Consider the following 25,209-nt stretch of genomic DNA (forward strand, 5'->3'; position numbering starts at 1 on the left):
TTAGACCCGATTAAATATGTTTAGTTAATAATTTCGCCTTGGTTTTTAGCTGAATTTTCGCGCCATTCTCGTCGCTCGGTAGTTGTTAGTTTCGTCCATTCTGTTTCTTCACCAATAATTCTTAAAGGTTCTCTTGAGCGATAGGAACGTGTTAAGTTACCAGGGAATTTTTTGTCAGTAACATTTGGATCGTTTTCAAATTCACCTGTTGGTTCTATTATATAAACGCGTTCTCTTTCTTCTCCTTTTGCTAATGCTGCTGCAAGTCCTGCGCCATTGACATTAGCAGTGAAATAAATGTGGTTCATTTTAAGCCCAGGCTTGTAATTTGAAATTCCACCCGCTGTCAGTAAATCACCAACCTGCAAATCTGCCTTTGTCCCATGATAAAATGGTCCTTCATCAGAAGGCATACCCTTATAAGAATTTGACAATTCATAATTTCTTTTTGCATTCTCAGAATCACACAACTCCTCATAACATTTGGCAATGTTTAAATATAACGTTGAGTAAGCACTCTTTACATTATCATCATTTATTTGTAATGCACACTGTAGAGATGATTCCATCCATTTTAATTTTTCTGTAATACTTTTTTGTTTACGGGCTAAATGATAAGCTGCAATAAATCTTTCATAGTCGTCTGTTGCTTCGTACCATGCTTTTTGAAACATAGTGATAGCGCCTTCGATATTTCCACTTTCCTCCAATGCCATCCCGCTCATACACAGTTTAATAACGACGTTATTTGGATCAAATTTTATATTCATCTAATCTTACCTCCAAATTAATTTATTGTTATTATGAGTAAACCCAAAATTCAACTTTTTTAAAATCTTTTCCGTTGCCTATTAGATTTTCTCTCTCAAAGAATTTCCACAGCGAATTGGCCTTACTGAAGAAAGATCGGCTCCACTAAAATCAGCATCCCGCAAATAGTGAAAGGTACCAAGTTCTAATATAATTTTGAATCGTTCAAAAACCTGGTATTTTTGTGAAAACCGCCCAATTTATTGCTCATCTTTGAGATTTTCTGTCTTATAAACGTAATAGCCCTCATAATGATAACTTGCGTCGATGCCTTTCATATAAACTTCACGGTCATCGATCTTATCTGTAAGGGCTGCTTTAAGAAGAACTTTGATTTCTACGTCCTTAATGGGGCTTCTTTCCATTGCAAGAAGGTAATCTTCTTTATCTACCTTGCTCCAATCGACAACCTGTCTCACTTCCCTTTTCAATATGGTGTCAAGCCATATTCTTGCGCTTCTACCGTTACCTTCTCTGAAGGGATGAGCCACATTCATCTCAACATATTTTTCTATGATTTCATCAAAGGTTGATTGTGGCATTTTTGCGATATTTTCAAGTGCAACCTCAAGGTACATAACGGGTGCGAAACGAAAACTGCCCTTTGCAATATTTACATAACGTATTTTTCCGGCAAAGTCATAAATTTCTCCGAACAGACACTTGTGAATTTCGGATAATGCCTTAAATGTTCCGACCTCAAATGTATTTAACAAACCCGATTCAAACATTTCAAGCGCTTTTTTCTTGCTGATTTTTTCCTCAACACGAGCAAGCTCCGATGAATCGGTAATCCCAAACTTGTTTTCTAAAGCCATAACTTAATCCTCCCGTCAAATAAACATTTGTTTTAGCAGTGCTTTCTTCTGTTCTTTCAAACTCGTCTTGTTTCATACGCTCAATATCAATCTTGAATCCTATTTTAAGTATATTTTTGAATATACTCTTTAACACATCCGTTGCCCAAATACGAAACTTAGTCGCTTTTTGGGAATTCACGCGATAACCAACAGATATAATGGCATCCAAGTTGTAAAATTTCACTTCTTTAGTTTGTGTTTTCCCTTCAATAGCACCGTGCAGAGTGGTATGTGAAAATTCTGCACTCATAGTGAGGGGTACCAGGTTCTAAAACAATTTTTCAATGAGTACCTGGTACCTTTTTTAAAAAATCAGTTCATCCAATGCGAGGGTCTTTGTATATGAGAAGGCAATTTCGTTTTAACATCACCTTTAGCCGAATTAATTTGCATTTGTGTCAAAAACATACTGGTTGAAAGATCCGCTCCACTAAAATCAGCATCCCGCAAATCAGCACCAATAAAATTTACTGCTCTTAAATCTGCATTTCTTATATCACTAGCGATTAAATATGCTCCTCTAAAATCAATAGCCCTCAAGTCCTTGTTCTTTAATTTTTTCCCCATCCAATCAGCTCTTACATGATCAAAATCTTTGAGCTTTTTAGTACCAGATAACTTCGCAATTGCATTTTCTCTAATAGTATCACTCGCAACTGTAAGCAATTCATTCAATGAAAATCGGTACATCACCAAATCCAGTGATAATAATTCATCGGCATTCAATTTGGTTAAATTCCGTAAACCATTTAATTTCTGGTCCAACTCAACAGACAGGGCACTTGGAATATCGTAGGACAAGGCTTCTGCAGTATAGGCAATCATTTCATGGATTTGTTCCATTATGGGAAACACTTGGAACATTTTTTCTCTAGTTTCAGGATTATCTCGCCAACTTTTCCCGTTAAAAGTAACCTGAGAAACGACTTGTCCAGCACCTAAACAGTCAAATACTGTGCAGCCTTTAAAACCTTTTTCTCTTAACTGACTATGAACTTGGCAACTATAATCAGATTGTAAATTCATGCAGGGTGTACCTGCAGGTTTGTTAAGACGAAAATCACTCGAAGCAATAATATTGAGTGCTGTGCAGCAGAGTCCAAAGCATTTCGAACAATCCGCTGTTAAAGTTTCTCTTATATTTTTAGCTGTTTCATTAACCATTTTTTAAACCTCTTTTAAACTTTCTACTATGATTCTAATGTACATTGTTCCTTCATAATCTGTCCCGTTTATAAAAAGTGAGCGCTGATCTTGTTTCAAGAAAAGCGCACGTTTGGTGAATATAAGCGAAGATAGCGGGTTCTTAAACAATTTTAAATTGTTTTAGAACCTGGCACCACTTAGAACCTTCTATTTTAATTCAAGCCACGCCACACACTCCACGTGCGTTGTCTGTGGAAACATATCCACCGGTTGAACTTCCATCGTTTTATAACCACCATCTTCTAAAATACGCAAATCACGGGCAAGTGTTGCTGGATTACATGATACATAAACTACACGCGAAGGTCTTTGCTCAATGATTGTCGTAAGCAACGCTTCGTCACAGCCTTTTCTAGGTGGATCTACGACTAGCACATCTGCTGTTTTACCTTCCTTATACCATTTCGGGATGACTTCTTCTGCAGGGCCTGCTTCAAAATAAGTATTATCAAACCCATTAAGCTCTGCGTTTCGTTTCGCATCTTCAATTGCTTGAGGAACTATTTCTACACCTAGTACTTGCTTTGCTTGTTGTGCCAGGAATAACGAAATTGTTCCAATTCCACAATACGCGTCAATTACTGTTTCATTTCCAGAGAGCTGCGCATAATCGAGTGCTTGTTTATATAGCACCTCCGTTTGCACAGGATTCACTTGATAAAATGATCGTGCGGAAATTTCGAATCGAACGTCACCAATTAAATCTTCAATCACTGCTTTACCCCAAAGTACATTCGTTTCGTCTCCGAAAATAACGTTTGTATTGCGTGTGTTTACGTTTTGGACGATAGAAGCAACATTTGGTTCAACTGTGCGGATTAACTCAATGATCGCTTCTTTTTTGGACAGTTTCGCATGCTTGGTAACAAGAACGACCATCACTTCGCCAGTTGCACGTCCCGTTCTAACAACAAGATGACGTAATTGCCCTTTTTTCGTTTCTTCATTATAAGGGATTAAATCTAGCTCCAATGCTTTTTCTTTCACTGCACGCATTAATCGATCTGCTTCATCTGATTGGATTAAACAAGTATTCGTATCCGCAATACGATGAGACTTGGATTGATAAAAACCAGCAAGTACTTGTCCATCTTCTAAAGCAAACGGTATTTGAGATTTATTACGATATTCCCATGGTTTCTCCATTCCTTTTGTAGGAAGGACAGGTACATCGATTTTGCCGATACGCTTCATCACATTTCGCACCATATTCTCTTTCCAAGCAAGCTGTCCCTCGTATGATAAATGCTGTAATTGACATCCTCCGCATTCTCCAAATACTGGACATGGGGCATCTACGCGGAATGGGGAAGGCGCTATGATATTCTTTAACTTTGCAAACCCATAGTTTTTCAATGTTTTTAATACATGTACTTCGGCTGTTTCATTCGGTAATCCACCTTGTATGAATAAGGGATAACCGTCAACTTTTGCAACTCCTGCACCGTCATGGGTTAAATCTTCAATATGAACTGTTAACTGATCATTCTTTTTTACGGGTGTGTTCACTTTATATCTCCGTTCTAGTTTTGATTGATTTATTATACCAAAAATGAGGGGTCTTTTGGTGACTGACCGTCTTTCTTCCCTCATTAAAAACAGACGCCATAATGACGTCTGTTTTAAGAAATCTTGTATTTATCTTACTCGCTATCTATCATTCCTAAGAATGCTGCTGGAATAGTTACTTGTTGGTTTTTAACTATTAACTGAGTTAGCTCATCGATTGTTTCTACCTTATTTTCGTCTTTAATAATTTTAATCTCGTTATGCAGTCGTTCCATCTTTCGATCTAGTGCGTATGCCGAATCAGCAGCTTCTTTTAGTTCTTTTAATAATCTTTCCGGCACGAACTGATCATATTTATAAAAGATTTTATGTTCTAAGCTTGCCCAAAAGTCCATCGCTATCGTACGGATTTGCACTTCTACTGTCACAAGTTCCTTACTATCAGACATAAAAACAGGAATTTCTATAAGTAAGTGTAAACTTTTATATCCATTGTTCTTAGGATGCTGTATATAGTCTTTTACTTTTAATATAGTGAGATCACTTTGGTTTTGTAGCATTTCATAAATTTGATAGATATCGGAGATAAACGAACAAGTAATACGTAGTCCCGCAATATCCTTCACATTTTCTCGTATACTATTAACCGAAATGTCTTTCCCTTTTCGACTAAGCTTTTTAATAATGCTCTCAGGGGATTTCAATCGAGAGCTAGTATGTTCTATCGGATTGTATTCGTGAATCATTAAAAATTCTTCTTGAAGAATCTCGATCTTTGTCTCAAGTTCAGCTAATGCAAATTTATACATCAACATTAGACGTGTCATGTTTTTTCTCATTTGCTTAAATTGCTCTAGTTGTTCCGGATTCATATGTTAGTACTCCTTCAATATGTGCCTGAAGAAATCATACCAAATTTATTTTCACTTAACAAAAATAATGTATATTACTTTGTCTCCACAGCTTTCGATTTGACGATTTCCACTAACTGATCCCATGTTTGAATTTCAAAAGTCGGGTGAATTGCTGTTATGTTATTCTTCATATGTGGGTTAAACCAGCAAGTATCAATACCAAAGTTGTTTCCACCTTGTATGTCAGATGTAAGAGAATCTCCAATCATCAATACACGAAATTTGTCGGAAATGTGAAGTTTATCTAGCGTGTATTCAAAGATTTCAGGTTGTGGCTTTTGATAGCCGGCTTCCTCCGAAGTAACAATTACTTCAAACACCTCTTTTAACGTAGATCCATTTATCCTTGCATGCTGTGCAATCGTGAAACCATTCGTTAATAGGGCAAATCTACAATCTGAAAGATTTGAAACCATTTCTGCTACGCCTTCAATCATATGAACTTCTTTTCCTAAGTTCTCTATGTATTTATGTCCAAAAACCTCCGCATTTATATCTAATGCTTCCTCTAGAAATAAACGTTTGAAACGCTCTACCTTCAATTCTGCTAGCGTTGTATGCCCCTGCTCCAAATCATCCCATAATACTTTACTAATAGCTTTATACTTATCAAAATAATCCTTCAAGCCATTTGGTAAGCCATATTCTATAAACAATTGATGAAGCGCATTCTTCTCCGTCATGCCAAAATCGAATAATGTATCATCTAAATCAAATAGTAAAACATCGTATCTCAATTCCTTCATCTCTTTTCTCTTTATTTCATTAATTCCTCTTCATCAAATCTTGCTTTGGAAAAACCTCGTCCTAGTATTTCAGATGCATTTAAGAAAATAACAAATGAAGTAGGCTCTTTTTCTAAAAGGAGTTTCTTAAAATATACTGCCTCTGATTGCTCTACTACACATAAAATCATCGTTTTTTCTTCGTTTGTGTAACCTCCTAATGTCTTAATCTTAGTTAGTCCACGGTTAATCTCTTCTTTGATAATCGCTTGAATTTCTTCTTCTTTATCTGTAATAATGAGTACTAATTTAGTAGTAGATGATTGTAATTGTACAAAATCGATTACTTTACTTGATACATAAATAGAAATCATCGCATATAAAGCTAACTCAAAATTAAAAACTAAGGCGGAGGTGATCACAACTAATCCGTCTACGAGAAGTTGAGAAAACCCACTTGAAATACCTGTAAATTTCTTTAGGATTTGCGCTATCAATGCAGTACCACCAGTAGATCCATTTCCCCGGTAAACGATACCTAAACCTACTCCAAGCATGATACCACCATAAATTGCTCCTAAAAGCGGATTATCAACCATTAGCTTAATATCAGCGGTCAACCAAATAACTAAAGGTACAAATATTGTTCCAACAAGTGTTTTTACACTGAAATCCTTCCCTACAATAATCATTGCTAAGAACAATAGCGGAATATTGATAAGCCATTGTACATACGCCGGATTATATTTAAAAAGTTCGTAGAGAATTGTACTAATTCCCGAAACTCCTCCTGCTGCTAGCTTGGATGGCAATAAAAATACATTGTATGCTAGTCCAATAAGTGATGCTCCAATTATTATTTGAACATATTCCATAATGGAAGTTTTTTTACTATTTGTTTTCACCATATCACTTTTTCTCCCTTTTGTGTTTAAATGCTTAACCATTCTAACAAACTTTGAAGAATAATTTAATCGGATTTTAAATTTATTTTTATGAAACACGAAAAAACCTCGGATACCCGAGGCTTAATGTACTATTTTTCCTTTACTGCTCCATCCTTAGAAGCCGCCCAAAAGGCTGTTATAATTGCCGCTATAAGCACGATAAACGGTGCGTAAAAAATTAAGAAATGTGTCATATTACTCCTCTCCTTATGCGTGATTGTCTTTTTTACCTCGTACATAATCTTTGTTGAATAAAAATAGACGTAACAACAAATACAGAGATGGTATCAATAACGCGAGCCCTGCAATAAATGCAATTATGAGCGCAATTGCCATAGCCTCGTTCGTAAAACTATCATAAATCGTTAAATGTGGATACAGTAAATATGGTCGATGTGCGAATCCATAAGCAAAGAACGCTACGAGAAATTGTCCTCCCATCAGAACAAATGCCAATCCATAACTTCTTTTTTTAACCAAAAGCCAAACTGTTCCAACAAACAATAAAAACGATATGCCAAACGCCCACCAAATATCCAACATATTATTGTAATGCTCTGGATTATGGGAACGTAATTCCACTATAATCCCAGCTGCCGTTATGATAGTCGGCAATGCCCAAATAAGCGAATACTTTCGCATTAGCTTCGTTGCCTCAGTATCACCAGCCCTATATGCATACCATGTCAAAAATACAGCGGAAATATAAAGTACAGCTGAAAGACTAAGTACAACAATAGCCCACGTCAAAGGACTCGTAAACAAGGCATGATAATCGAGAGAAGGAGAGCCATTCACCATTTCAATAAATCCACCTTCTGAAATAGTTAGTACAATGGATAGCGCTGCAGGTATGAACAGACCAGCTAATCCGTACATAAACGAATATCCTTTATGTCCCCTTGAACCATATGTTTCAAATGCATAATAGGACCCTCGAATAGCAAGTAAAACTAAAGCAATACTCGCAGGTACAAGCAATGTAGTCCCATAGTAAAATGCTGTTTTCGGAAAAAATCCTATCACACCTACAAAAAAGAAGACAAGAAATACATTTGTCACTTCCCAAACCGGTGATAAATATCGTTGTATAACATTCGTCAAAATATGTTGCCGTCCTGTAAGTAAACTATAGGCATTGAAAAAACCTGCTCCAAAATCGATAGATGCAACGATCAAATAACCAAATAAGAAAGTCCAAAGTACTGTAATCCCAATGATTTCTAATGTCATGAGATATCAGCCCCCTTTTCAGCGTGGCGATCCTCTAACTCTTGTTCTACTGGATTTCTTCTAAACATACGAGTCAAAACGACTATACTGCCGACTCCAAGTATTAAATAAAGACCCGAAAATAAAATCAACATCGTATCCACATGTTCACTAGTCGTAGCCGCATCTTTTACGCGCATCAACCCTCTCAGTATCCACGGCTGCCTTCCCACTTCTGCAAGCCACCAGCCTGCCTCGATCGCTAGAATTGACAATGGTCCACCTAACACAATTAGCCATCGGAATAGTTTGGAATCGACGAACTTCCATTTCAGTTGTTTACCAAACCAATATGCTGCAGAAAGGACGGTCATCCAAACACCTATCGTCACCATCGCGTCAAACAAATAATGAATATATAGCGGGGGCACCTCATCCTTTGGGAATTCGTTTAATCCTGTTACTTCAGCGGTAGGATTAAAATGCGCTAATATACTTAAAGCAAACGGTATTTTAATGGCATATTTGACCTCTCCGTCCTTCAGAACTCCATATAATACTAACGGCGCTTTTCCCTCCGTTTCAAAATGCCATTCGGCAGCAGCCAATTTCTCTGGTTGATACTCCGCTAAGTATTTTCCCGAGAAGTCTCCAATAATTGCAGCTGCGATCGAAAATACAAGGCCTACTTTCATCGTTAAAAAGAGCGCTTTTTTATGATATATATGATTCGATCCTTTTAATAATCGGAAAGCGGCTATAGCAGCTAAAACAAATGCAGCAGTCATATAGGCAGTAACTACAACATGTGCAACTTTAGTAGGCATCGCCGGATTGAACATTGCAAGTAGAGGGCTAATGTTCACCAATTCACCGTCTACTACATCAAATCCTTGTGGGGCGTTCATAAAAGCATTCACAATGGTTATAAAAACCGCAGATGCAGATGCCCCAATTGCTACGGGAATAAGTAGTAGTAAGTGCTTTTTTTGATTCTCAAATCGATCCCATGTATATAAGTAAATACCGAGGAAAATAGCTTCAAAAAAGAATGCAAATGTTTCCATAAACAGCGGAAGAGCAATTATATTTCCTGCTAGTTCCATAAAGTTTGGCCATAACAGTGATAGCTGCATGCCGATGGCAGTTCCCGTCACTACCCCGACAGCGACTGTTATGACAAAGCCTCGTGCCCATCTTCTAGCCAGTAATATGTAATGTTCATCATTCTTTTTAATCCCAACCCACTGAGCGATCATAATCATGAGTGGAACTCCGACACCAATGGTTGCATAAATAATATGAAAAGATAAAGTTAGCTCGGTCAATACACGGCTAAAAAATACAGCCTCTTCGTTTCCCATTCAATTATCCCTCCTTAGCTTCCGAACATTCTACCTACTAGTGATAATGCCATGATTCCTGCCACAATAAATGCTAGCCATATCAAATATTTTTCCTGCTTTTTGTACATGGACATCACTCCTTTAGCTTATTTTACCCGTAAATTAGATTCTCTAACACGGACTATCAGAAAAACAATTAGAATTCAGCAAGTTGTTCGGTACTTTAACTGTATGAGAAAACCCAGCAATCTATTATGATTGCTGGGTTCAGTCTTATGGTCTATCCTGTTCTCTTATTTCATTAATTGGCACAAAAACCTCTATATGTCTGTATAAATTTTGGAAAGTTGCTGGAATCGTACCTCCATACTCCCCATCCAAGTTGAGTAGAACTTTTTCATCGGAAGTCACTTTAATATGTGTTGCTTTTTTATAAATAACATGTGGATCCTCTAAATGGTCACCACGAATTGCAAGTGACGCTAATCGGATGAACTCTGCGATGTTCACTTTCTTTAAGATTAACAAAGAAAACTTTCCATCATTAATACTTGAGTTAGGAGCAAGCTTTTCAAAGCCTCCAACTGAATTAGTCAGCCCGACTAAAAACATCATTACTTCATCTTCAAACACTTCATCGTCATATTCAATCTTCACTTTAGTAGCATTAATCGATGGTAACATTTCTATGCCTTTTAAATAATACGCCAATTGTCCGAGCATTGTTTTTAATTTACTAGGCACTTCATATGTTAACTCTGTAATTCGTCCACCACCGGCAATATTAATAAAGTAACGATCGTTATTAACAATTCCAACATCCACAGGTATAGTGTCGCCTTTTACAATTATTTCTACAGCTTTTTGTATATCCCTTGGAATATGCAAAGCTCTTGCAAAATCATTCGTTGTTCCCATAGGAATTAAGCCTATTTTAGGTCGTTCCTCGAATTCACTTACTCCCGCTACTACCTCATTTAATGTTCCATCTCCACCCGCAGCAATGATTAGGTTAAAGCCATTCTGCACTGCTTTTTTCGCAGCGATAGTGGCATCTCCTTCACAGGTAGTCGCATGGCAAGACGTTTCATACCCTGCTATTTCTAAAGTCTCCAATACCTCAGGCAAGTGTTTTTTAAAAAGTTCTCTTCCAGAAGTTGGGTTATAGATAATTCGCGCACGTTTCATACAGTTTTCCTTTCTGCTTCACAATTTCTTTCTAGTCATAAAGACTACTGTTTTAAAGAAAAAGTTTCGTTCCATTAGTAAAAGAGCCGACTTATGCCGGCCCTATTCTGTTATACTCTACTACAAATTATTTTTGAAGCACCTGTAACCAGTCATTTCTTACGTCTTCGTAAACTGCTAAATGGAAATCTTTATTGTCTACAAACTCTTTTGTCATTTGTGCATAAAAGGCTTTTTGGACATCCTCAAATGTAGGATCTTCTTTAGCTGGGAATTTAGCTCTTCCGTCCATCACGAACTGTTGTACTTTTTCAGCACGAGGTCCCCATTTAGAAATAACTTCCCCGTTACTATTTAATAATAAATAAACAGGAATAGAACGACCACCATTTGTTAAATATTGATCCATCAAATCCAGATTTTCATCTCGATAGACTGCTCGCACTTCAATACCTGCTGCTTCCGCAATTTTACGCAGTATCGCATTATTCATCATCGCGTCACCACACCAGTCCTCTGTAATCATGAGTACATGTGGTGCTTTTTCTTTTAATAACTCTATAAATTCATCGTCCGCAGGAACTTCGAATTGTTCGTAGATGCTGAAAGATTCTTCTTTCTTCGTTGTCATATCATCCATATATTGTGCAATTGGTTTTGCATTTTCAAAGTATTGTTGTTCAGTAGGCATCCGAGAAATCCCCCTTTTTTCTTAGTATACTTCGTTCTACTAGCTATATCAAATAAGTTGGTTAGCCATAGATCATGCTTCATTTGATTATTGCTCTTGTTAATAATTCCACAATATAAAAGGATAACCCCGCAGAGTTATCCTTTTATGTATTATCTTTTTACGATTTCCTCGTTTAAGATTTTATTTACAAGTGGTGGGTTCGCTTGTCCTTTTGTTGCTTTCATGATTTGACCTACTAGGAAGCCGATTGCACGGTCTTTCCCGTTTTTAAAGTCTTCAATAGATTGGGGATTTGCATCCAAAGTTGCTGTTACAATATCACGAAGTGCACCTTCATCTGAAATTTGCACTAAGCCTTTTGCTTTCACAACTTCCGTAGCTTCACCGCCATTATCTGCAAGCTCTTTGAATACTTTTTTCGCGATTTTCGATGAAATCGTTCCATCCGAAATTAGTTTAATCATACCAGCAAGATTAGATGGAGTAAGTTTGATATCCTTCAATTCTTTTTGATCGGCGTTTAAGTAGGCTGAAACCTCACCCATTAGCCAGTTTGAAGCAAGCTTCACATCTGCACCAAGTACAATTGTTTCTTCAAAGAAATCGGACATTTCTTTTGTTAACGTTAACACCATTGCATCGTATGCAGGGAGTCCAAGCTCTTCGATGTAGCGTCTTTTACGTGCATCTGGAAGTTCTGGGATTTCTGCACGTACTCGCTCTAACCATACATCATCAATGACGATATCTACTAAATCTGGTTCTGGGAAATAGCGATAATCATCTGTTCCTTCTTTAACGCGCATTAGAATCGTTTTACCAGTCTTCTCATCGAAACGACGAGTCTCTTGCTCAATTATTCCACCAGAAGATAGTACTTCTGCCTGGCGAATTTCTTCATGTTCTAACCCTCTACGCACAAAGCTAAAGGAGTTCAAGTTTTTCAACTCCGCTTTTGTACCAAATTCTTCTTGACCATAAGGACGTAATGAAATATTCGCATCACAACGTAATGATCCCTCTTCCATTTTACAGTCTGAAACTCCTGTATATTGGATGATTGACTTTAATTTTTCAAGGTATGCATATGCTTCCTCGGGTGTACGAATGTCTGGCTCCGATACGATTTCTACTAATGGAGTACCTTGGCGGTTGAAATCTACTAGAGAATAACCATCTGCGTGCGATAATTTACCTGCATCTTCTTCCATATGAAGACGAGTAATACCGATACGTTTTGTTTCACCATTCACTTCTATTTCAATCCAGCCGTTTTTCCCGATTGGCTTATCAAATTGGGATATTTGATATGCTTTTGGATTATCCGGGTAGAAATAATTTTTACGATCAAACTTTGTATGTTGTTCGATTTCCATATTTAAAGCAAGAGCTGCACGCATAGCAAAGTCAACTACATTTTTGTTTACTACTGGCAGCACCCCAGGATAACCAAGGTCTATTACTGTTGTATTTGTATTTGGTTCTGCACCAAAATGATTCGGTGCAGAAGAGAAGATTTTTGAGTCTGTTTTCAACTCTACATGTACTTCTAAACCAATGACTGTTTCAAAATTCATATCATTTTCCCTCCCAAATTTGAGGAGTTTGTTTATGGAAATCTGTCGATTGCTCGTATGCATGGGCTACACGATAAATCGTTGCCTCATCAAAGTAATTTCCGATAATTTGTAATCCTAATGGCATTCCATCTTCAAATCCACAAGGAACTGAAATTGCTGGAACACCAGCTAGGTTGATCGGAATCGTTAAAATATCGTTCGCATACATCGTTAATGGATCATCCACGTTTTCACCAATTTTAAATGCAGCGGTTGGTGCGGTTGGTCCGATAATCACATCATACTCTGCTAAAACTTTATCGTAATCTTCTTTGATCAGTGTACGAACTTGTTGTGCTTTTTTATAGTACGCATCGTAAGTTCCGGCACTTAATGAGTATGTTCCAAGCATGATACGACGTTTTACTTCATCTCCAAAACCTTGGGCACGCGTTTCTTTATATAATTCCATTAAGTTTTGTACATTTTCTGCACGGAAACCATATCGTATTCCATCGAAACGAGAAAGGTTAGAAGATGCTTCTGAAGAAGAAAGGATGTAATATGTCGCTAGAGCGTATTTAGAATGTGGCAATGAAACCTCTTCCCATGTAGCTCCAAGTGATTCTAATACTTTCAATGCAGCAAGCACAGACTCACGAGCTGCTTCTCCAACACCTTCTCCTAAATATTCTTTAGGTACAGCGATACGCAAACCTTTTATATCCCCTGTCAAAGCTGCTGCAAAGTTTGGTACTTCTACATCAGCCGAAGTAGAATCTTGTGGGTCAAGACCTGAAATCGCTTCAAGCAACAAAGCATTGTCTTTTACGTTACGAGTAATCGGACCAACTTGGTCAAACGATGAAGCAAATGCCACAAGACCAAAACGGGAAACACGTCCGTATGTAGGTTTCATACCAACAACCCCACAATACGCAGCTGGTTGGCGAATAGAACCACCCGTATCAGAACCTAATGAGAATGGCACTTCTCCTGCTGCTACTGCTGCTGCAGAAGCACCCGATGAACCTCCTGGCACGCGATCTAGTGACCATGGGTTTTTTGTTGTTTTATATGCTGAGTTTTCATTGGAAGAACCCATTGCAAATTCATCCATGTTTAACTTTCCAATTGTGACCATACCTGCCGCACGCAACTTTTTCACAACCGTTGCATCATAAATTGGATTAAACCCTTTTAATATCTTACTTGCGCAAGTTGTTTCTAATCCTTCTGTTACGATATTATCCTTTACTCCGATTGGCAGACCAAATAATGGTCCACGTTCTTCAAAAGGAACTTTATCTAATTCTGCTGCTGTCGTTGTAGCTTGTTCCTTATTTAAAGCTAAGAATGCTTCTACCTCACCATCAAGCTTTTCTACTCGTTCAAAAGCTTCCTTGGTCAAATCAGCAATAGTAATTTCTTTGCTATGTACAAGCGCTTGTAGTTCTGTCGATGAACGTTCAAATAACGTCATTACTTTCCCTCCTCACCACTATTACTCCATAATAGATGGTACTTTTACTTGACCTGCTTCTTGTTCTTTTACATTTAACATCATCGTTTCACGGTCTAACCCTTTGGTTGCAACATCTTCACGCAAGATATTTACTAAAGGTAAAACATGTGTCGTTGGCTCTACATTTGTAGTATCCAATTCATTTAATTGCTCTGCAAATTCCGTAATTGCACCTAGTTGAAGAGCAAACCTTTCTGCTTCTTCTTCTGTAATTGCTAGACGTGCCAAATGTGCCACATGCTTAACTTCTTCTTTTGATAATTCTGCCATTATTTACACCTCCGAATTCAATAACCATAGGAAATATCATATCATTTTTCACTCTACTTGAATAGAGTGTTGCATTATTACTTATATGTTGCGAATAGCTGATGTTAATGGGAGTAAATGTGTACAAACGGTTCTTCTTCCCCTGGTTTCTTAATAAGCAACGCTTCTGCTCCATTCAATGAATTCACCTGTACCTCTACGTTCATCGAAGTATTAAAATTTGTTTTTACTAAACCAGCGAGATGCTGTGTAAAACCAATCACCTCAGAGGCTCCATAAAACTGGATAGGAATTGTGATGGTCATTTTTTGCAGCTGTTTATCTTTAAAATAGCCCGTCCCAATTACACCAGTATAGTTGGAAAAATACGTTTCTACATCCTGTTTAAAGTTGCGGAAGATAGTATCTAAATCACGATACTTTTCTTCCGATTGTGCCGTAGGAAATAGCACATATTCCTCATCGATCGCTTTCCAATCAGAAACATTTTTTCCCGCTGAGGCGGTACTATAAGTGAAATATGTTCCTGGAACGACTGCATTTCTGCTATTTTGTTTAAAGAGACCTACTACAATCGGTACATCCGCTAATCCATCCATTTGACGCATACGTTTAACTACTTCTTCTGCAATTTTCTTCCCATTTTCTTCAATTTGTGCCTGAGTTAATACTTCCTCATAAGTGGCACCATAATCTTCTTTTGTATAATAATAAACAGAATTCAAAGCAAGTCCTATAGAAATTCCTGCTAGCTTGACGGTATTATCCACTTTTTCTAAATAGTCTTGCTCCACAATATGTGTAATATAAACCGGGGCTTTTTTCGCTTTTTCTTCTCCAGTAAGCCCTTCGTCACTTGGGTTTAACCCACCCTTTGATTTATTACTTCTATCTAGCCAGTCTTTTAGCGTAGCAACACTAAGATTCTGCCCTTCTTGGAATAAATATTTGTCGGGAGAGAATTCATTTTGCGAGATGCGCAGAAGTCCGGTCTCTACTTCTCTCACATCGTATTTGGTCGCCATATTTGACACGACAAATCCTCTACTTGCGCTTTCTTCATAAGGCAATATCGTACGGTAGTAATTCTCGTCTAGTTGTAAACTTGGAATAATTACTGTTTTTGTAGCTTCTTCTTCCGTCTTTTGAATAACTTTTGTATCTTTCGTCGGGGAAGGAGTACATCCAGAAACGATCAGCAATAAAACTAGCGTCGATATGCCTATTATTTTTTTTGCCATGTTTTTCAGAACTCCTTTAATCCTTTAAATGATCTAATAATTTTTGCTCATCCCAAACTTCGATTCCAAGACTTGCAGCCTTTTCAAGCTTAGATCCTGCATCTTCTCCAGCGATAACTAAATCAGTCTTTTTACTCACACTACCAGCAACTTTTCCACCAAGTGCTTCAATTTTTTCTTTTGCTTCAGGACGACTTAGTTGTACTAATTTACCTGTAAGTACAATTGTTTTATTGGCAAATGGACTATTCTCCAATAATGACATATCCACAATTTTACCAGTATACCGTAAAGCTAACCTAGCTTCTTTCAATCGTTCAATCAGTTGCTGTACTTCTTTTTGCTCAAAATAAGTCACAAGAGAATCTGCCATCTTATCACCAATTTCAAAAATTGCAGTTAACTCTTCTCTTGTAGCTTTCATCAGTGTATCAAAATCATGAAAAGTTGCCGCCAGTATTTTAGCTGCTTTTTCACCAATATGTCGAATGCCTAGTCCAAACAATACACGTTCCATCGAGTTCGCTTTGGAAGCCTCGATTGCTTCCACTAAATTAGTTGCAGATTTCAGTCCCATTCGCTCTAATCCAATTAAATCTTCTATCGTCAACTTATATAAATCGGAAACATCTTGAATAAGTTGCTCTCTAAATAATTGCTCTACTACTTTCTCGCCGAGTCCTTCGATATTCATTGCATTACGAGACGCAAAATGATAAATGCCTTCTTGGATTTGTGCAGGACATTGAGGATTTACACAGCGTAGTGCCACTTCCTCTTCAATTCTTACTAGTTCACTATCACAAACCGGGCAATGCGTTGGCATTTCATAGGCAATTTCTGTTCCTTGTCTCTCTTCTAGTATTACCGATACAACCTCTGGAATAATATCTCCCGCTTTTCGAATGATGACACGGTCTCCAATTCGTATATCTTTTTCCCGGATAAGATCTTCATTATGAAGCGTTGCACGTTGCACAGTCGTACCTGCCACTTGAGCCGGCTCTAATATTGCAGTAGGTGTTACCACTCCCGTGCGTCCGACTGTTAGATCAATATCAATAATGGTTGTAACAACTTCTTCTGCCGGAAACTTATACGCGATAGCAAAGCGTGGACTTTTCGCAGTAAAGCCTAGTTCTTCCTGCTGCGCGTAATCGTTAACTTTAATAACGATTCCATCGATTTCATATGGTATGTCATTTCTCTTAGCTGTCCACTCTTGAACAAACTCAAGTACTTCTTCAATGGATGAACATTCTCTGGTTTCCTTATTTGTCGGGAGCCCTTGCTTCTTCATTAATTTCAATGCATCAGAGTGTTTTTCGATGTTTTGCTCTTCACCGTCTCCACCCATGCCGTATACGAACATAGATAAATTTCTGCTCGCTGCCATTTTAGGGTCTAGTTGTCGTAGGGAACCAGCAGCAGCATTACGCGGATTAGCAAATAATTCTTCTCCACGTTCGGCTCGCTCCTCGTTCAATTTAACAAAAGAGGACTTAGGCATATATGCCTCTCCTCTTGCCTCAATAGTTACTGGGTCCTTTAAACGCATAGGTATAGAGCGAATTGTTTTTATATTACTGGTAATGTCTTCTCCGGTTGTCCCATCACCACGGGTCGCTCCTCTTACTAAACGACCCTCTTCATATAAAAGTGAGACAGCTAAGCCATCGATTTTCAGCTCGCATACATAGGTTGGCAGTTCATCTATAATACCTCGTATACGCTTATCGAACTCACGAAGTTGGTCTTCATTAAATGCGTTCGACAGACTTAGCATGGGATATGCATGCGTTACTTTTTGAAATCCTTCACTTACTACTGCTCCCACTCTTTGTGTAGGAGAATCTGGCAATATTAAATTCGGATTTTGCTCTTCTAATGCAATCAACTCATGTAAGTATTGATCGTAAACTGAGTCTGGAACAATCGGATCATCCATTACGTAATATGCATAGCCATAGTCATATAAAAGCTTGTGCAATTCTTTTACTCGTTGTTCTAATTTATCCATGGGGTTTTCCTCCACTTTGAATTATCCTTTTTCAATCGGTGCAAATTTTGCAAGTAATCGTTTAATACCAGTCGGACTTGGAAATGCAATATCAAGTTCTGTATCTTCACCATTTCCACGAACACTAACGACCATACCTTCTCCCCATTTTTTATGCACGGCTTTATCTCCCACTTGCCATCCCATTTTGTCTCCACCGGACTGTTTGTATGCAGGACGAATAACCGCTGCTTTTTTGGTCTGTGGAATTGCACTGGATGTAGCAGTTGTACCTCTGTTACCGCTATTTTGCCCTCCGACAATTTCTATAATTTCATCAGAAATTTCTCCTATAAAACGAGAAGGACTATTAAAACTTCCTCGTCCAAAAATCGTTCGGGATTGAGCGCAGGATATAAACAATCTTTCCTCTGCTCGAGTTATGCCAACGTAGGCTAATCGACGTTCTTCCTCCATCTCGTCATCATCCCCGATTGAACGGGAGTGAGGGAAAATATTTTCTTCCATTCCAATGATGAATACGACGGGGAATTCAAGTCCTTTCGCAGCATGCATCGTCATTAAAATAATATTTCCTTGTGATGTATCTTCCTCTTCATCTAACTTATCAATATCGGAAATAAGCGCTAAATCTGTTAAAAAAGAAACAAGGGATTTATCATCACTTTGTTCTTCAAATGCTTTCGTAACGGATAAAAACTCCTCAATATTTTCTAAGCGGCTTTCAGCTTCGATTGTTTTTTCATTTTTCAGCATTGTACGGTATCCAGTTTTTTCTAGTACCTGTTCAACAATTTCTGTCACTGACAAAAACTCTTGCATTTGTGTAAAGTTTTGGATAAGCCCTTGAAATTGAATAACCGAATTTACTGCACGCGCAGGTAATCCCATAAAATCGACCTCATTTAATGCGTCGAGAATGGATCTATCTTGTTCAAGTGCGTACATTGCCATACGTTCAAAAGAAGTTGCTCCAATATTTCGCTTCGGTTCGTTGATAATACGTGCTAGAGACAGATCATCATCATTATTAGCAATCAAACGAAGATACGCTAGTAGATCTTTAATCTCTTTACGATCGTAGAACTTAGTTCCTCCAACTATTGTATATGCCATATTCGATTTAACAAGCACTTCCTCCATTACACGAGACTGTGCATTGGTACGATATAGGATGGCAAAGTCATTGAGCGTTCTATTTTCTGTATCCATCATTTCTTGAATCGATTGCACAACAAATTGAGCTTCCTGCTGCTCATTAAATGCACGAAAAAGCTGGATCTTTTCTCCTTCGCTATTTTCCGTTCGAAGTACTTTTGGATATCTGCTCGTGTTATTACCAATGACGTCATTCGCAGCTTGTAAGATGCGTTGAGAAGAACGATAATTTTGTTCAAGCATAATCATTGTTGCATTTGGATAGTCTTTTTCGAACGATAATATATTTTGAATATCTGCTCCACGCCAACGATAAATCGATTGGTCAGAATCCCCAACGACACAAATATTCTTAAATTTACGTGCAAGCATTTGTACTAATTCGTATTGCGCTTTGTTCGATATGGATAGGTAAGCCTTTGAAGTCATCGCCAGCTTTTCCCCCCATTCACACCGTACGTGAGGGTTTCCCCTCATACGGCGTTCCATCAATTATGAATCTTTAAACTAATATTTTATTTCCAGCCATAACTCGAAGTTTATTTACTTTGTCTCTACCTTCTAGTGTCAGTCTTCCTAATTGAAGATATTTTTCAATCGTCTCTTCTTTTGTTGCGTGAATCAGTTTATGGACCAATTTAGTTATAAAAACCAAATTGTTATATTCATCTGTTCCACCTAATGCTCTTGGCTTCTTATGATGTAATTCCATTTTATTTAGAAGAAGTGGCTCACCTGTAACGAAACATATCCCCTTTTGAGCGATATATTTTGAGATGCGATTGTCATTATACTCAATGCTTTGATTAATTACAGGATTTTTAACTAGTTGCCTAATAATTCCTTCTGATACTGACTTCTGTGTTTTGTGTACGAGACTTCTACCTTCAATCGTGTAGTTGTTTATTTCTTGCGTAAAATTCTTCGGGTTTTTGTGTTTGACACCATTAATTGGGAAAATGGCTACTCGGGCTACGAAAACTTTATTCTTGCCTAAATAGTCTTTGTAATGCGTTTTGTAATATTTACTAAGCTCCCCGTTTTGAGATGACACAAATTTTAAGCTGTTATATAAGGTTCGTTTGACAGAGAATGCAATTTCACTAAAATCCTTTGATACCATTGTCGCCTGCTGATAGAAGTTTTGCAGACCTAATATTGTTGCGTTTAGTTTGGACACTTCTGAGGCGGTGGTATTTTTCTTAATTCTTTTAATGTTTTCTTTAATTTTTTGTTTTGCATTCTTTTTCGCCTTGTCAGTCATAAATGATTTTACAGTATGTTTTTCCTTGTTCCTCACTACTTTCATTTTGAAGCCGAGAAACTCTGAAAAGTTTTTTCTTAAATTGATTACCTTCGATTTTTCCTTGCTAATATCGAGGTGTAATCGCTCTTTCAACCACTTTTTAACTCCTTCAAATATTTTGAAGGCACTTTTATGATCACGACAGAAGATTTTAAAATCATCTGCGTATCGAACGATAAACATCTCTTTTAAACTTGTCATTCTTTTTAAAGTGGCGTATTTTACTGAACGATCTAGCCGCTTTTTGCCACTTATAATGCGTTCTCTCTCATAGTTCTTTTCTGTTTTAAATGTTTCCCATTGGTCGCTTATCCACCAGTCCAACTCGTTTAAAACGATATTAGATAGTAGCGGTGATAAAATTCCACCTTGTGGAGTGCCTTTGTTTGTCTTACCTAGTCCCACAATTTCAGCTTTCAACAGTTTGCTAATGATAGAGATCACTTTCTTATCTTGGATACCCATACACCACATTTGTTTTAGAAGTTTACCATGATTGACGTTATCAAAGAATCCTTTGATGTCTATATCAACCACATAATGTAGCTTATTAATATTCGCTAATGTAACCGCTCTTGAATACGCGTGAAGTGTACCTCTATTTGGTCTAAAACCATAACTGTGATTATGAAATTTCGCTTCGCATATTGGTTCAAGAATTTGTTTAATACATTGCTGTATAATTCGGTCTTCAATTGTTGGGATTCCCAACGGTCTAATGCCACCATTAGCTTTTGGTATTTCTTTTCTTCTTATTTTGTGTGGAATAAAGTTCTCCAATCTTTTTCTAACATATTTCAAGAGTTTTTCGGGTTCTTGTTCACCTATAGTAATAATTGTTGATTCGTTTACACCTTTAGTGAGTGACCCTTTATTTTTCTTGATGTTTCTATATGCTAGTAAGATGTTTTCCCTATCTACTATGAGTTCGTAGAGATTTTTGAATTTCTTATTGTTTTGACTATCTTTGTAAAGCTTGTCGAAGGTTTTTTGCATACCGTAATACTCATTATTTCGTAAAGACTGTCGTTTCAAAACTTTTTCGTTTGCTGTATCAGTCAACACTTTCACCACCATTTACGGTTTGGTGATTGCATTTCTTTTAGTCATACGAGAACCTGATATTATAAAATATTGTTTTCGTTATTCATAAATTGACTAATGGCTATCCCTCCACCGCTTATTATCACGGCTTCAACGGTACTGTGCCATCACTTTCACCAACTTAAAATAAGGTTATACAAATTGTTTTCCCTTATACCTCTTCATCGATTGCAATCTCTCCAAGTAGTTGGCTTACCACGTTCCAAGAAATCATATCTGTACATTTAATACCTTTAGGTCATTCCTCTAACCCTGTTAGCTGGATAGTGCCTGTAACACTATAAGGTGTTTCATAAAGACAAATCTTACTCCACCTCACTAACCCAACAATACGTTGGTGTACCCTTTCGAATACCTATACCTATAGAGCCGTACATTCGGAATTTCGTCAGTAGGAAGTTTTGTTCCCTACATTCTAACCATGGGTATTTTTATAGAACCCCAGTCTATCTACCACACAAAGTGCCTCCACTCCGCTTTCCTGTAATTAGGGTGGTATTCAACTGACTTCACCGAGCTTATAACACATTCAATATTGCAATTGATTATGCTATTCGGAGGATTAGGTCGAGCCTTTCAGAGCGTTACCTCATCATTCGACTCATCTGATTTCTTAGTTCTCCTAGCTTTTGCTAGTGGCTAATCTTTTCAATTAGCAACGTGTCGCACTATCTTGATACTCGTCCACATGTATGTATTGGAATTTGTTTTGATAAAACTCTAATACTTCCGGGACTCTTTTAAATAATGTTAAAGTGGTCATGATCAAATCATCGAAATCTAAAGACTGATTTTTTCTTAAGCGTTTTTCATAGCCTATATATACTTCTGCCACTGTTTTTTCGAATGGATTCATCTCATTCATTTGCGCTTTGAATGTGTCTGCATCAATGCATATGTTCTTTGCACTACTTATCGCATTTAGCATGGAACGTGGATCATACTTTTTAGGATCAATGTTTTGTTCTTTTAAAATATTTTTTATTACTGTTAATTGATCCGTCGTATCCAAGATGGAGAAGCTTTTAGAGTAACCGATTCTGTCAATATCTCTTCTTAGAATTCGTACGCACATAGAGTGGAAAGTAGATACCCACATCCGTTCGCCCGTTCCAGCGCCCAAAATGCCATCAATACGTTCACGCATCTCACGGGCTGCTTTATTCGTAAAGGTGATTGCCAGTATTTTCGAGGGATATACTTCTTTCTCTACAATCAAATACGCTATTCGATGAGTTAATACTCTCGTCTTCCCAGATCCTGCCCCTGCCATGATGAGGAGTGGACCTTCAGTCGTTTTAACCGCCTTTTCTTGCTCCTTATTCATTCCATTTAATAAGTTTTTTCCTATGAGTTCCATCATACACTTCCTTCTCCAGAACGTTTGTTCTCATTATACCTTTCGCTTCTTTTTTATTCAAATATTACTTAACGGCATTTACTGTTTTTAGTGCTTCTGCTAAGTTTTCATATACCTGATTTCCTACAATAATCGTATCTGCATATGCTGCCATTTCACTCGCTTGGGCTTCCGTTTTAATGCCCCCTCCATAAAATAGCCTCGTGTTATTAAGACCTGCTTTTACTCTTCTCACTACTTCTACATCTCCGTATATACCACTATACTCCATATAAAAAATAGGGAATTTAAACATATGCTCGACCATTTGCGCATAAGCAATAATATCCTCATTCGTTTCTGGTTGTCTGGCATCTGTTAGCATAGCGGCTTTACAATCTGGATTTAATATACAATACCCCTCTGGAATAATTTCATCCCAGTTCATCAATTCCCCAAATTCTCTTGTTGCCTCATGATGCAAATCCTTTACCCATTTCGTGTTAGTGCTATTTAATACACTTGGGATGAAATAAAAGTCAAAGCCAGGAGTAATCGATTCTATTGTCGATACTTCCAAGGCAACCGGAACAGCATATCTTCTAATGCGCATTAACAAATCAATAACATTATCAAGTGTTACGCCGTCCGAACCGCCTATTATGATTGCGTCCGTTCCCGACTCGCACACTTTTTCCAAGGCACCTGCATCTATTTCTTTTGCTGGATCTAGTTTAAATATATGACGCCATTCTTTATAATCCATTTTTTCACCTACAATAAGTTGATTAAGCATTCTCCATTATAACAAAAAAACTGAACAGCGGCTTCTGTTCAGTCAAGAGTTCTAATTGTTTTACATGTCTGTTGATTCTTTTGATTTTTGAGTAGGCAATTCTTCTGGATAAAGACGCCCAAGAATTTCGTTGTAGTAGTCGTTACCGTAATCATAAGCACGTCTTACTCGGGAAATAGTTGCTGTGCTCGCCCCTGTTTCTTTTTTAATCGTTTCGTACGTTTTTTTCAATCGGAGCAAATGCGCAACTTCAAAGCGTTGTGCAAGCGATTGGATTTCACTTATTGTACATAAATCATCAAAAAATCGATAGCATTCTTCTATATCGTTTAGCTCTAACACCGCTTTAAACAATTGGTCTGTTTGATGACCTTTTATTTTTTCAATTTGCATCTTTAATCATTCCTTTCTGTATCGCAATCTATCAAGGTAAATAGTTTACCATGCTTTCTAATCCAGGCTTGGTCGGCACAAAGCTAATCCATGATTTTCCCGGGACTAATTTGGCCGGAACTCCATTTTCCATCGGTAATAGCATTCCGTCAACATTTTCCCATTCGATTTCTTTCATTATTCCAGCTTGGAAAAGATAAGCCTTTCCTCCCGCAGTTAAATTTAACTGTTGACGACCAGCATTATCGATTGTTTTATGAGGGATTTCCATGAACAATACATTTGCTAGCTTTACAAGTTCTCCTGATTCTTTATCAACCGTTACTTCCCCGGCAGTTTTTCTTTCATATAAACCTTCTTCTGGTATATATGTATATTGGTTTTCAAAAGTTGCCCCCGAACCATATCGGATACTTACACTAGAAACTGGATTTCCAATTTTAGCACCTTCTATCGAATCGTAAAAAGAAAGGGAAGGTACTTTGTGAATTTCCATGGAAGCCCCTACTTTTTCAGCTCCTGCAAAAATATTCTCTTTTGAGATATACGAGTTATGAGGTGCTTTGCGTTCCTTCGAACGTTTAAAAAGTATACCATCATATTGCATTCCATTAATATTATCTACTATTCTTGCATTTAACATTTTCTGAGCATCTGGACTATAGCCGTGCGCAATATAAAAAGCATCCAGCCCTTTTGCAACTTCGACAAAATAATCACGAGCAGATCTAACTGGTCCCACTATTTCAGGAATTTCACTTTGGTAAAGGGCTAGGAATCTCGTAACATTTCCCTCTGCCAACATTTCATAAACAATATCTGCTTGTGCAATTCCTGATTGCGGCCTTGCTAGCGGATGATTGTTCATCGTGACTAGTATGGATCTCTGTTTTAGTTCTGCTGCTGATCGAACACCGGTAAAAGGAGCGGCATAAGGTAGAACGATTGGTTCCTCTATTGTTTCTTCTATTCCATCTTCTACAATGTCTTCAACCGGTTGTACTACTTCCTCCACTTTCTCGTCATTTGAACAAGCAACGAGAAGTAGAGCGAACACACACACAATCCCCCATTTTTTGAACATCTA

The 25,209-nt window shown here is 37.6% G+C and carries 22 protein-coding genes and 2 pseudogenes; all 24 read right to left on the reverse strand.

Annotated elements, in window-relative coordinates:
- Positions 1-20: 20 nt before the first annotated feature.
- Positions 21-770, reverse strand: coding sequence for an NAD(+)--rifampin ADP-ribosyltransferase (arr, locus tag FS486_RS20695; protein WP_144511906.1), 750 nt, complete (start codon positions 768-770; stop codon positions 21-23).
- Between the two features lie 240 nt (positions 771-1,010).
- Complete coding sequence (gene fic / locus FS486_RS12640; RefSeq protein ID WP_144511907.1) at positions 1,011-1,628, reverse strand: protein adenylyltransferase Fic; 618 nt, start codon at positions 1,626-1,628, stop codon at positions 1,011-1,013.
- Positions 1,573-1,920, reverse strand: coding sequence for a RhuM family protein (rhuM, locus tag FS486_RS12645; protein ID WP_144511908.1), 348 nt, complete (start codon positions 1,918-1,920; stop codon positions 1,573-1,575). The genes fic and rhuM overlap by 56 nt, the downstream gene beginning before the upstream one ends.
- A 62-nt stretch (positions 1,921-1,982) precedes the next feature.
- On the reverse strand, positions 1,983-2,834 hold the full coding sequence (locus FS486_RS12650; protein ID WP_144511909.1) for a pentapeptide repeat-containing protein: 852 nt from the start codon (positions 2,832-2,834) through the stop codon (positions 1,983-1,985).
- A 189-nt stretch (positions 2,835-3,023) separates the two neighbouring features.
- Positions 3,024-4,385: a 23S rRNA (uracil(1939)-C(5))-methyltransferase RlmD gene (rlmD, locus tag FS486_RS12655; protein WP_144511910.1), complete on the reverse strand. Its 1,362-nt coding sequence runs from the start codon at positions 4,383-4,385 to the stop codon at positions 3,024-3,026.
- A 134-nt stretch (positions 4,386-4,519) separates the two neighbouring features.
- A complete protein-coding gene (locus tag FS486_RS12660) occupies positions 4,520-5,257 on the reverse strand; it encodes a GTP pyrophosphokinase (RefSeq protein WP_144511911.1) in 738 nt (245 codons plus the stop codon).
- Positions 5,258-5,331: 74 nt separating this feature from the next.
- Positions 5,332-6,036, reverse strand: coding sequence for a YjjG family noncanonical pyrimidine nucleotidase (locus FS486_RS12665; RefSeq protein ID WP_144511946.1), 705 nt, complete (start codon positions 6,034-6,036; stop codon positions 5,332-5,334).
- Between the two features lie 20 nt (positions 6,037-6,056).
- Complete coding sequence (locus FS486_RS12670) at positions 6,057-6,932, reverse strand: YitT family protein (protein ID WP_144511912.1); 876 nt, start codon at positions 6,930-6,932, stop codon at positions 6,057-6,059.
- A gap of 128 nt (positions 6,933-7,060) precedes the next feature.
- Positions 7,061-7,165, reverse strand: a complete 105-nt coding sequence (gene cydS, locus FS486_RS20700) for a cytochrome bd oxidase small subunit CydS family protein (protein WP_395940855.1) — start codon at positions 7,163-7,165, stop codon at positions 7,061-7,063.
- Positions 7,166-7,178: 13 nt separating this feature from the next.
- The gene (locus FS486_RS12675) at positions 7,179-8,204 is read right to left on the reverse strand and encodes a cytochrome d ubiquinol oxidase subunit II (protein WP_144511913.1); all 1,026 of its coding nucleotides are present in this window, start codon (positions 8,202-8,204) and stop codon (positions 7,179-7,181) included.
- Positions 8,201-9,547: a cytochrome ubiquinol oxidase subunit I gene (locus FS486_RS12680; RefSeq protein ID WP_144511914.1), complete on the reverse strand. Its 1,347-nt coding sequence runs from the start codon at positions 9,545-9,547 to the stop codon at positions 8,201-8,203. The genes FS486_RS12675 and FS486_RS12680 overlap by 4 nt, the downstream gene beginning before the upstream one ends.
- Positions 9,548-9,802: 255 nt before the next feature.
- Entirely contained in the window at positions 9,803-10,717 is a 915-nt protein-coding gene (locus tag FS486_RS12685; RefSeq protein ID WP_144511915.1) for a diacylglycerol kinase, read from the reverse strand.
- A 127-nt stretch (positions 10,718-10,844) separates the two neighbouring features.
- On the reverse strand, positions 10,845-11,408 hold the full coding sequence (locus tag FS486_RS12690) for a thioredoxin family protein (protein ID WP_144511916.1): 564 nt from the start codon (positions 11,406-11,408) through the stop codon (positions 10,845-10,847).
- A gap of 152 nt (positions 11,409-11,560) precedes the next feature.
- On the reverse strand, positions 11,561-12,988 hold the full coding sequence (gene gatB, locus FS486_RS12695) for an Asp-tRNA(Asn)/Glu-tRNA(Gln) amidotransferase subunit GatB (protein WP_144511917.1): 1,428 nt from the start codon (positions 12,986-12,988) through the stop codon (positions 11,561-11,563).
- A gap of 1 nt (position 12,989) precedes the next feature.
- Positions 12,990-14,453 (reverse strand): Asp-tRNA(Asn)/Glu-tRNA(Gln) amidotransferase subunit GatA, encoded by a 1,464-nt coding sequence (gatA, locus tag FS486_RS12700; protein ID WP_144511918.1) that lies wholly within the window; start codon positions 14,451-14,453, stop codon positions 12,990-12,992.
- A 21-nt stretch (positions 14,454-14,474) separates the two neighbouring features.
- Positions 14,475-14,765, reverse strand: a complete 291-nt coding sequence (gene gatC, locus FS486_RS12705) for an Asp-tRNA(Asn)/Glu-tRNA(Gln) amidotransferase subunit GatC (RefSeq protein WP_144511919.1) — start codon at positions 14,763-14,765, stop codon at positions 14,475-14,477.
- A 104-nt stretch (positions 14,766-14,869) separates the two neighbouring features.
- A complete protein-coding gene (locus tag FS486_RS12710) occupies positions 14,870-16,006 on the reverse strand; it encodes a CamS family sex pheromone protein (protein ID WP_144511920.1) in 1,137 nt (378 codons plus the stop codon).
- A 16-nt stretch (positions 16,007-16,022) separates the two neighbouring features.
- Positions 16,023-18,026 (reverse strand): NAD-dependent DNA ligase LigA, encoded by a 2,004-nt coding sequence (ligA, locus tag FS486_RS12715; protein ID WP_144511921.1) that lies wholly within the window; start codon positions 18,024-18,026, stop codon positions 16,023-16,025.
- Positions 18,027-18,047: 21 nt separating this feature from the next.
- Positions 18,048-19,586: pseudogene (locus FS486_RS12720) on the reverse strand (3'-5' exonuclease); the annotation flags it as partial.
- Between the two features lie 100 nt (positions 19,587-19,686).
- Complete coding sequence (ltrA, locus tag FS486_RS12725; protein WP_313956992.1) at positions 19,687-21,555, reverse strand: group II intron reverse transcriptase/maturase; 1,869 nt, start codon at positions 21,553-21,555, stop codon at positions 19,687-19,689.
- A 706-nt stretch (positions 21,556-22,261) separates the two neighbouring features.
- Positions 22,262-22,954: pseudogene (locus FS486_RS12730) on the reverse strand (UvrD-helicase domain-containing protein); the annotation flags it as partial.
- 64 nt (positions 22,955-23,018) lie between these two features.
- A complete protein-coding gene (pcrB, locus tag FS486_RS12735) occupies positions 23,019-23,699 on the reverse strand; it encodes a heptaprenylglyceryl phosphate synthase (protein WP_144511948.1) in 681 nt (226 codons plus the stop codon).
- Positions 23,700-23,789: 90 nt separating this feature from the next.
- Complete coding sequence (locus FS486_RS12740) at positions 23,790-24,122, reverse strand: YerC/YecD family TrpR-related protein (protein ID WP_144511923.1); 333 nt, start codon at positions 24,120-24,122, stop codon at positions 23,790-23,792.
- Between the two features lie 31 nt (positions 24,123-24,153).
- Positions 24,154-25,206: a DUF3048 domain-containing protein gene (locus FS486_RS12745; protein WP_144511924.1), complete on the reverse strand. Its 1,053-nt coding sequence runs from the start codon at positions 25,204-25,206 to the stop codon at positions 24,154-24,156.
- Positions 25,207-25,209 lie beyond the last annotated feature (3 nt).

Source organism: Bacillus sp. FJAT-22090 (genome assembly GCF_007676755.1).
Classification (GTDB): Bacteria; Bacillota; Bacilli; order Bacillales_A; family Planococcaceae; genus Psychrobacillus.

Excerpts from the sequence above, each read along its gene's own strand:
- FS486_RS12650 (WP_144511909.1), bottom strand. The coding sequence starts at position 2,834 with ATGGTTAATGAAACAGCTAAAAATATAAGAGAAACTTTAACAGCGGAT.
- gatB (WP_144511917.1), bottom strand. The coding sequence starts at position 12,988 with ATGAATTTTGAAACAGTCATTGGTTTAGAAGTACATGTAGAGTTGAAA.
- FS486_RS12670 (WP_144511912.1), bottom strand. The coding sequence starts at position 6,932 with ATGGTGAAAACAAATAGTAAAAAAACTTCCATTATGGAATATGTTCAA.
- fic (WP_144511907.1), bottom strand. The coding sequence starts at position 1,628 with ATGGCTTTAGAAAACAAGTTTGGGATTACCGATTCATCGGAGCTTGCT.
- gatC (WP_144511919.1), bottom strand. The coding sequence starts at position 14,765 with ATGGCAGAATTATCAAAAGAAGAAGTTAAGCATGTGGCACATTTGGCA.
- cydS (WP_395940855.1), bottom strand. The coding sequence starts at position 7,165 with ATGACACATTTCTTAATTTTTTACGCACCGTTTATCGTGCTTATAGCG.
- FS486_RS12660 (WP_144511911.1), bottom strand. The coding sequence starts at position 5,257 with ATGAATCCGGAACAACTAGAGCAATTTAAGCAAATGAGAAAAAACATG.
- FS486_RS12675 (WP_144511913.1), bottom strand. The coding sequence starts at position 8,204 with ATGACATTAGAAATCATTGGGATTACAGTACTTTGGACTTTCTTATTT.
- gatA (WP_144511918.1), bottom strand. The coding sequence starts at position 14,453 with ATGACGTTATTTGAACGTTCATCGACAGAACTACAAGCGCTTGTACAT.
- pcrB (WP_144511948.1), bottom strand. The coding sequence starts at position 23,699 with ATGGATTATAAAGAATGGCGTCATATATTTAAACTAGATCCAGCAAAA.
- FS486_RS12690 (WP_144511916.1), bottom strand. The coding sequence starts at position 11,408 with ATGCCTACTGAACAACAATACTTTGAAAATGCAAAACCAATTGCACAA.
- FS486_RS12710 (WP_144511920.1), bottom strand. The coding sequence starts at position 16,006 with ATGGCAAAAAAAATAATAGGCATATCGACGCTAGTTTTATTGCTGATC.
- FS486_RS12740 (WP_144511923.1), bottom strand. The coding sequence starts at position 24,122 with ATGCAAATTGAAAAAATAAAAGGTCATCAAACAGACCAATTGTTTAAA.
- FS486_RS12745 (WP_144511924.1), bottom strand. The coding sequence starts at position 25,206 with ATGTTCAAAAAATGGGGGATTGTGTGTGTGTTCGCTCTACTTCTCGTT.
- arr (WP_144511906.1), bottom strand. The coding sequence starts at position 770 with ATGAATATAAAATTTGATCCAAATAACGTCGTTATTAAACTGTGTATG.
- rhuM (WP_144511908.1), bottom strand. The coding sequence starts at position 1,920 with ATGAGTGCAGAATTTTCACATACCACTCTGCACGGTGCTATTGAAGGG.
- ligA (WP_144511921.1), bottom strand. The coding sequence starts at position 18,026 with ATGGATAAATTAGAACAACGAGTAAAAGAATTGCACAAGCTTTTATAT.
- FS486_RS12685 (WP_144511915.1), bottom strand. The coding sequence starts at position 10,717 with ATGAAACGTGCGCGAATTATCTATAACCCAACTTCTGGAAGAGAACTT.
- FS486_RS12680 (WP_144511914.1), bottom strand. The coding sequence starts at position 9,547 with ATGGGAAACGAAGAGGCTGTATTTTTTAGCCGTGTATTGACCGAGCTA.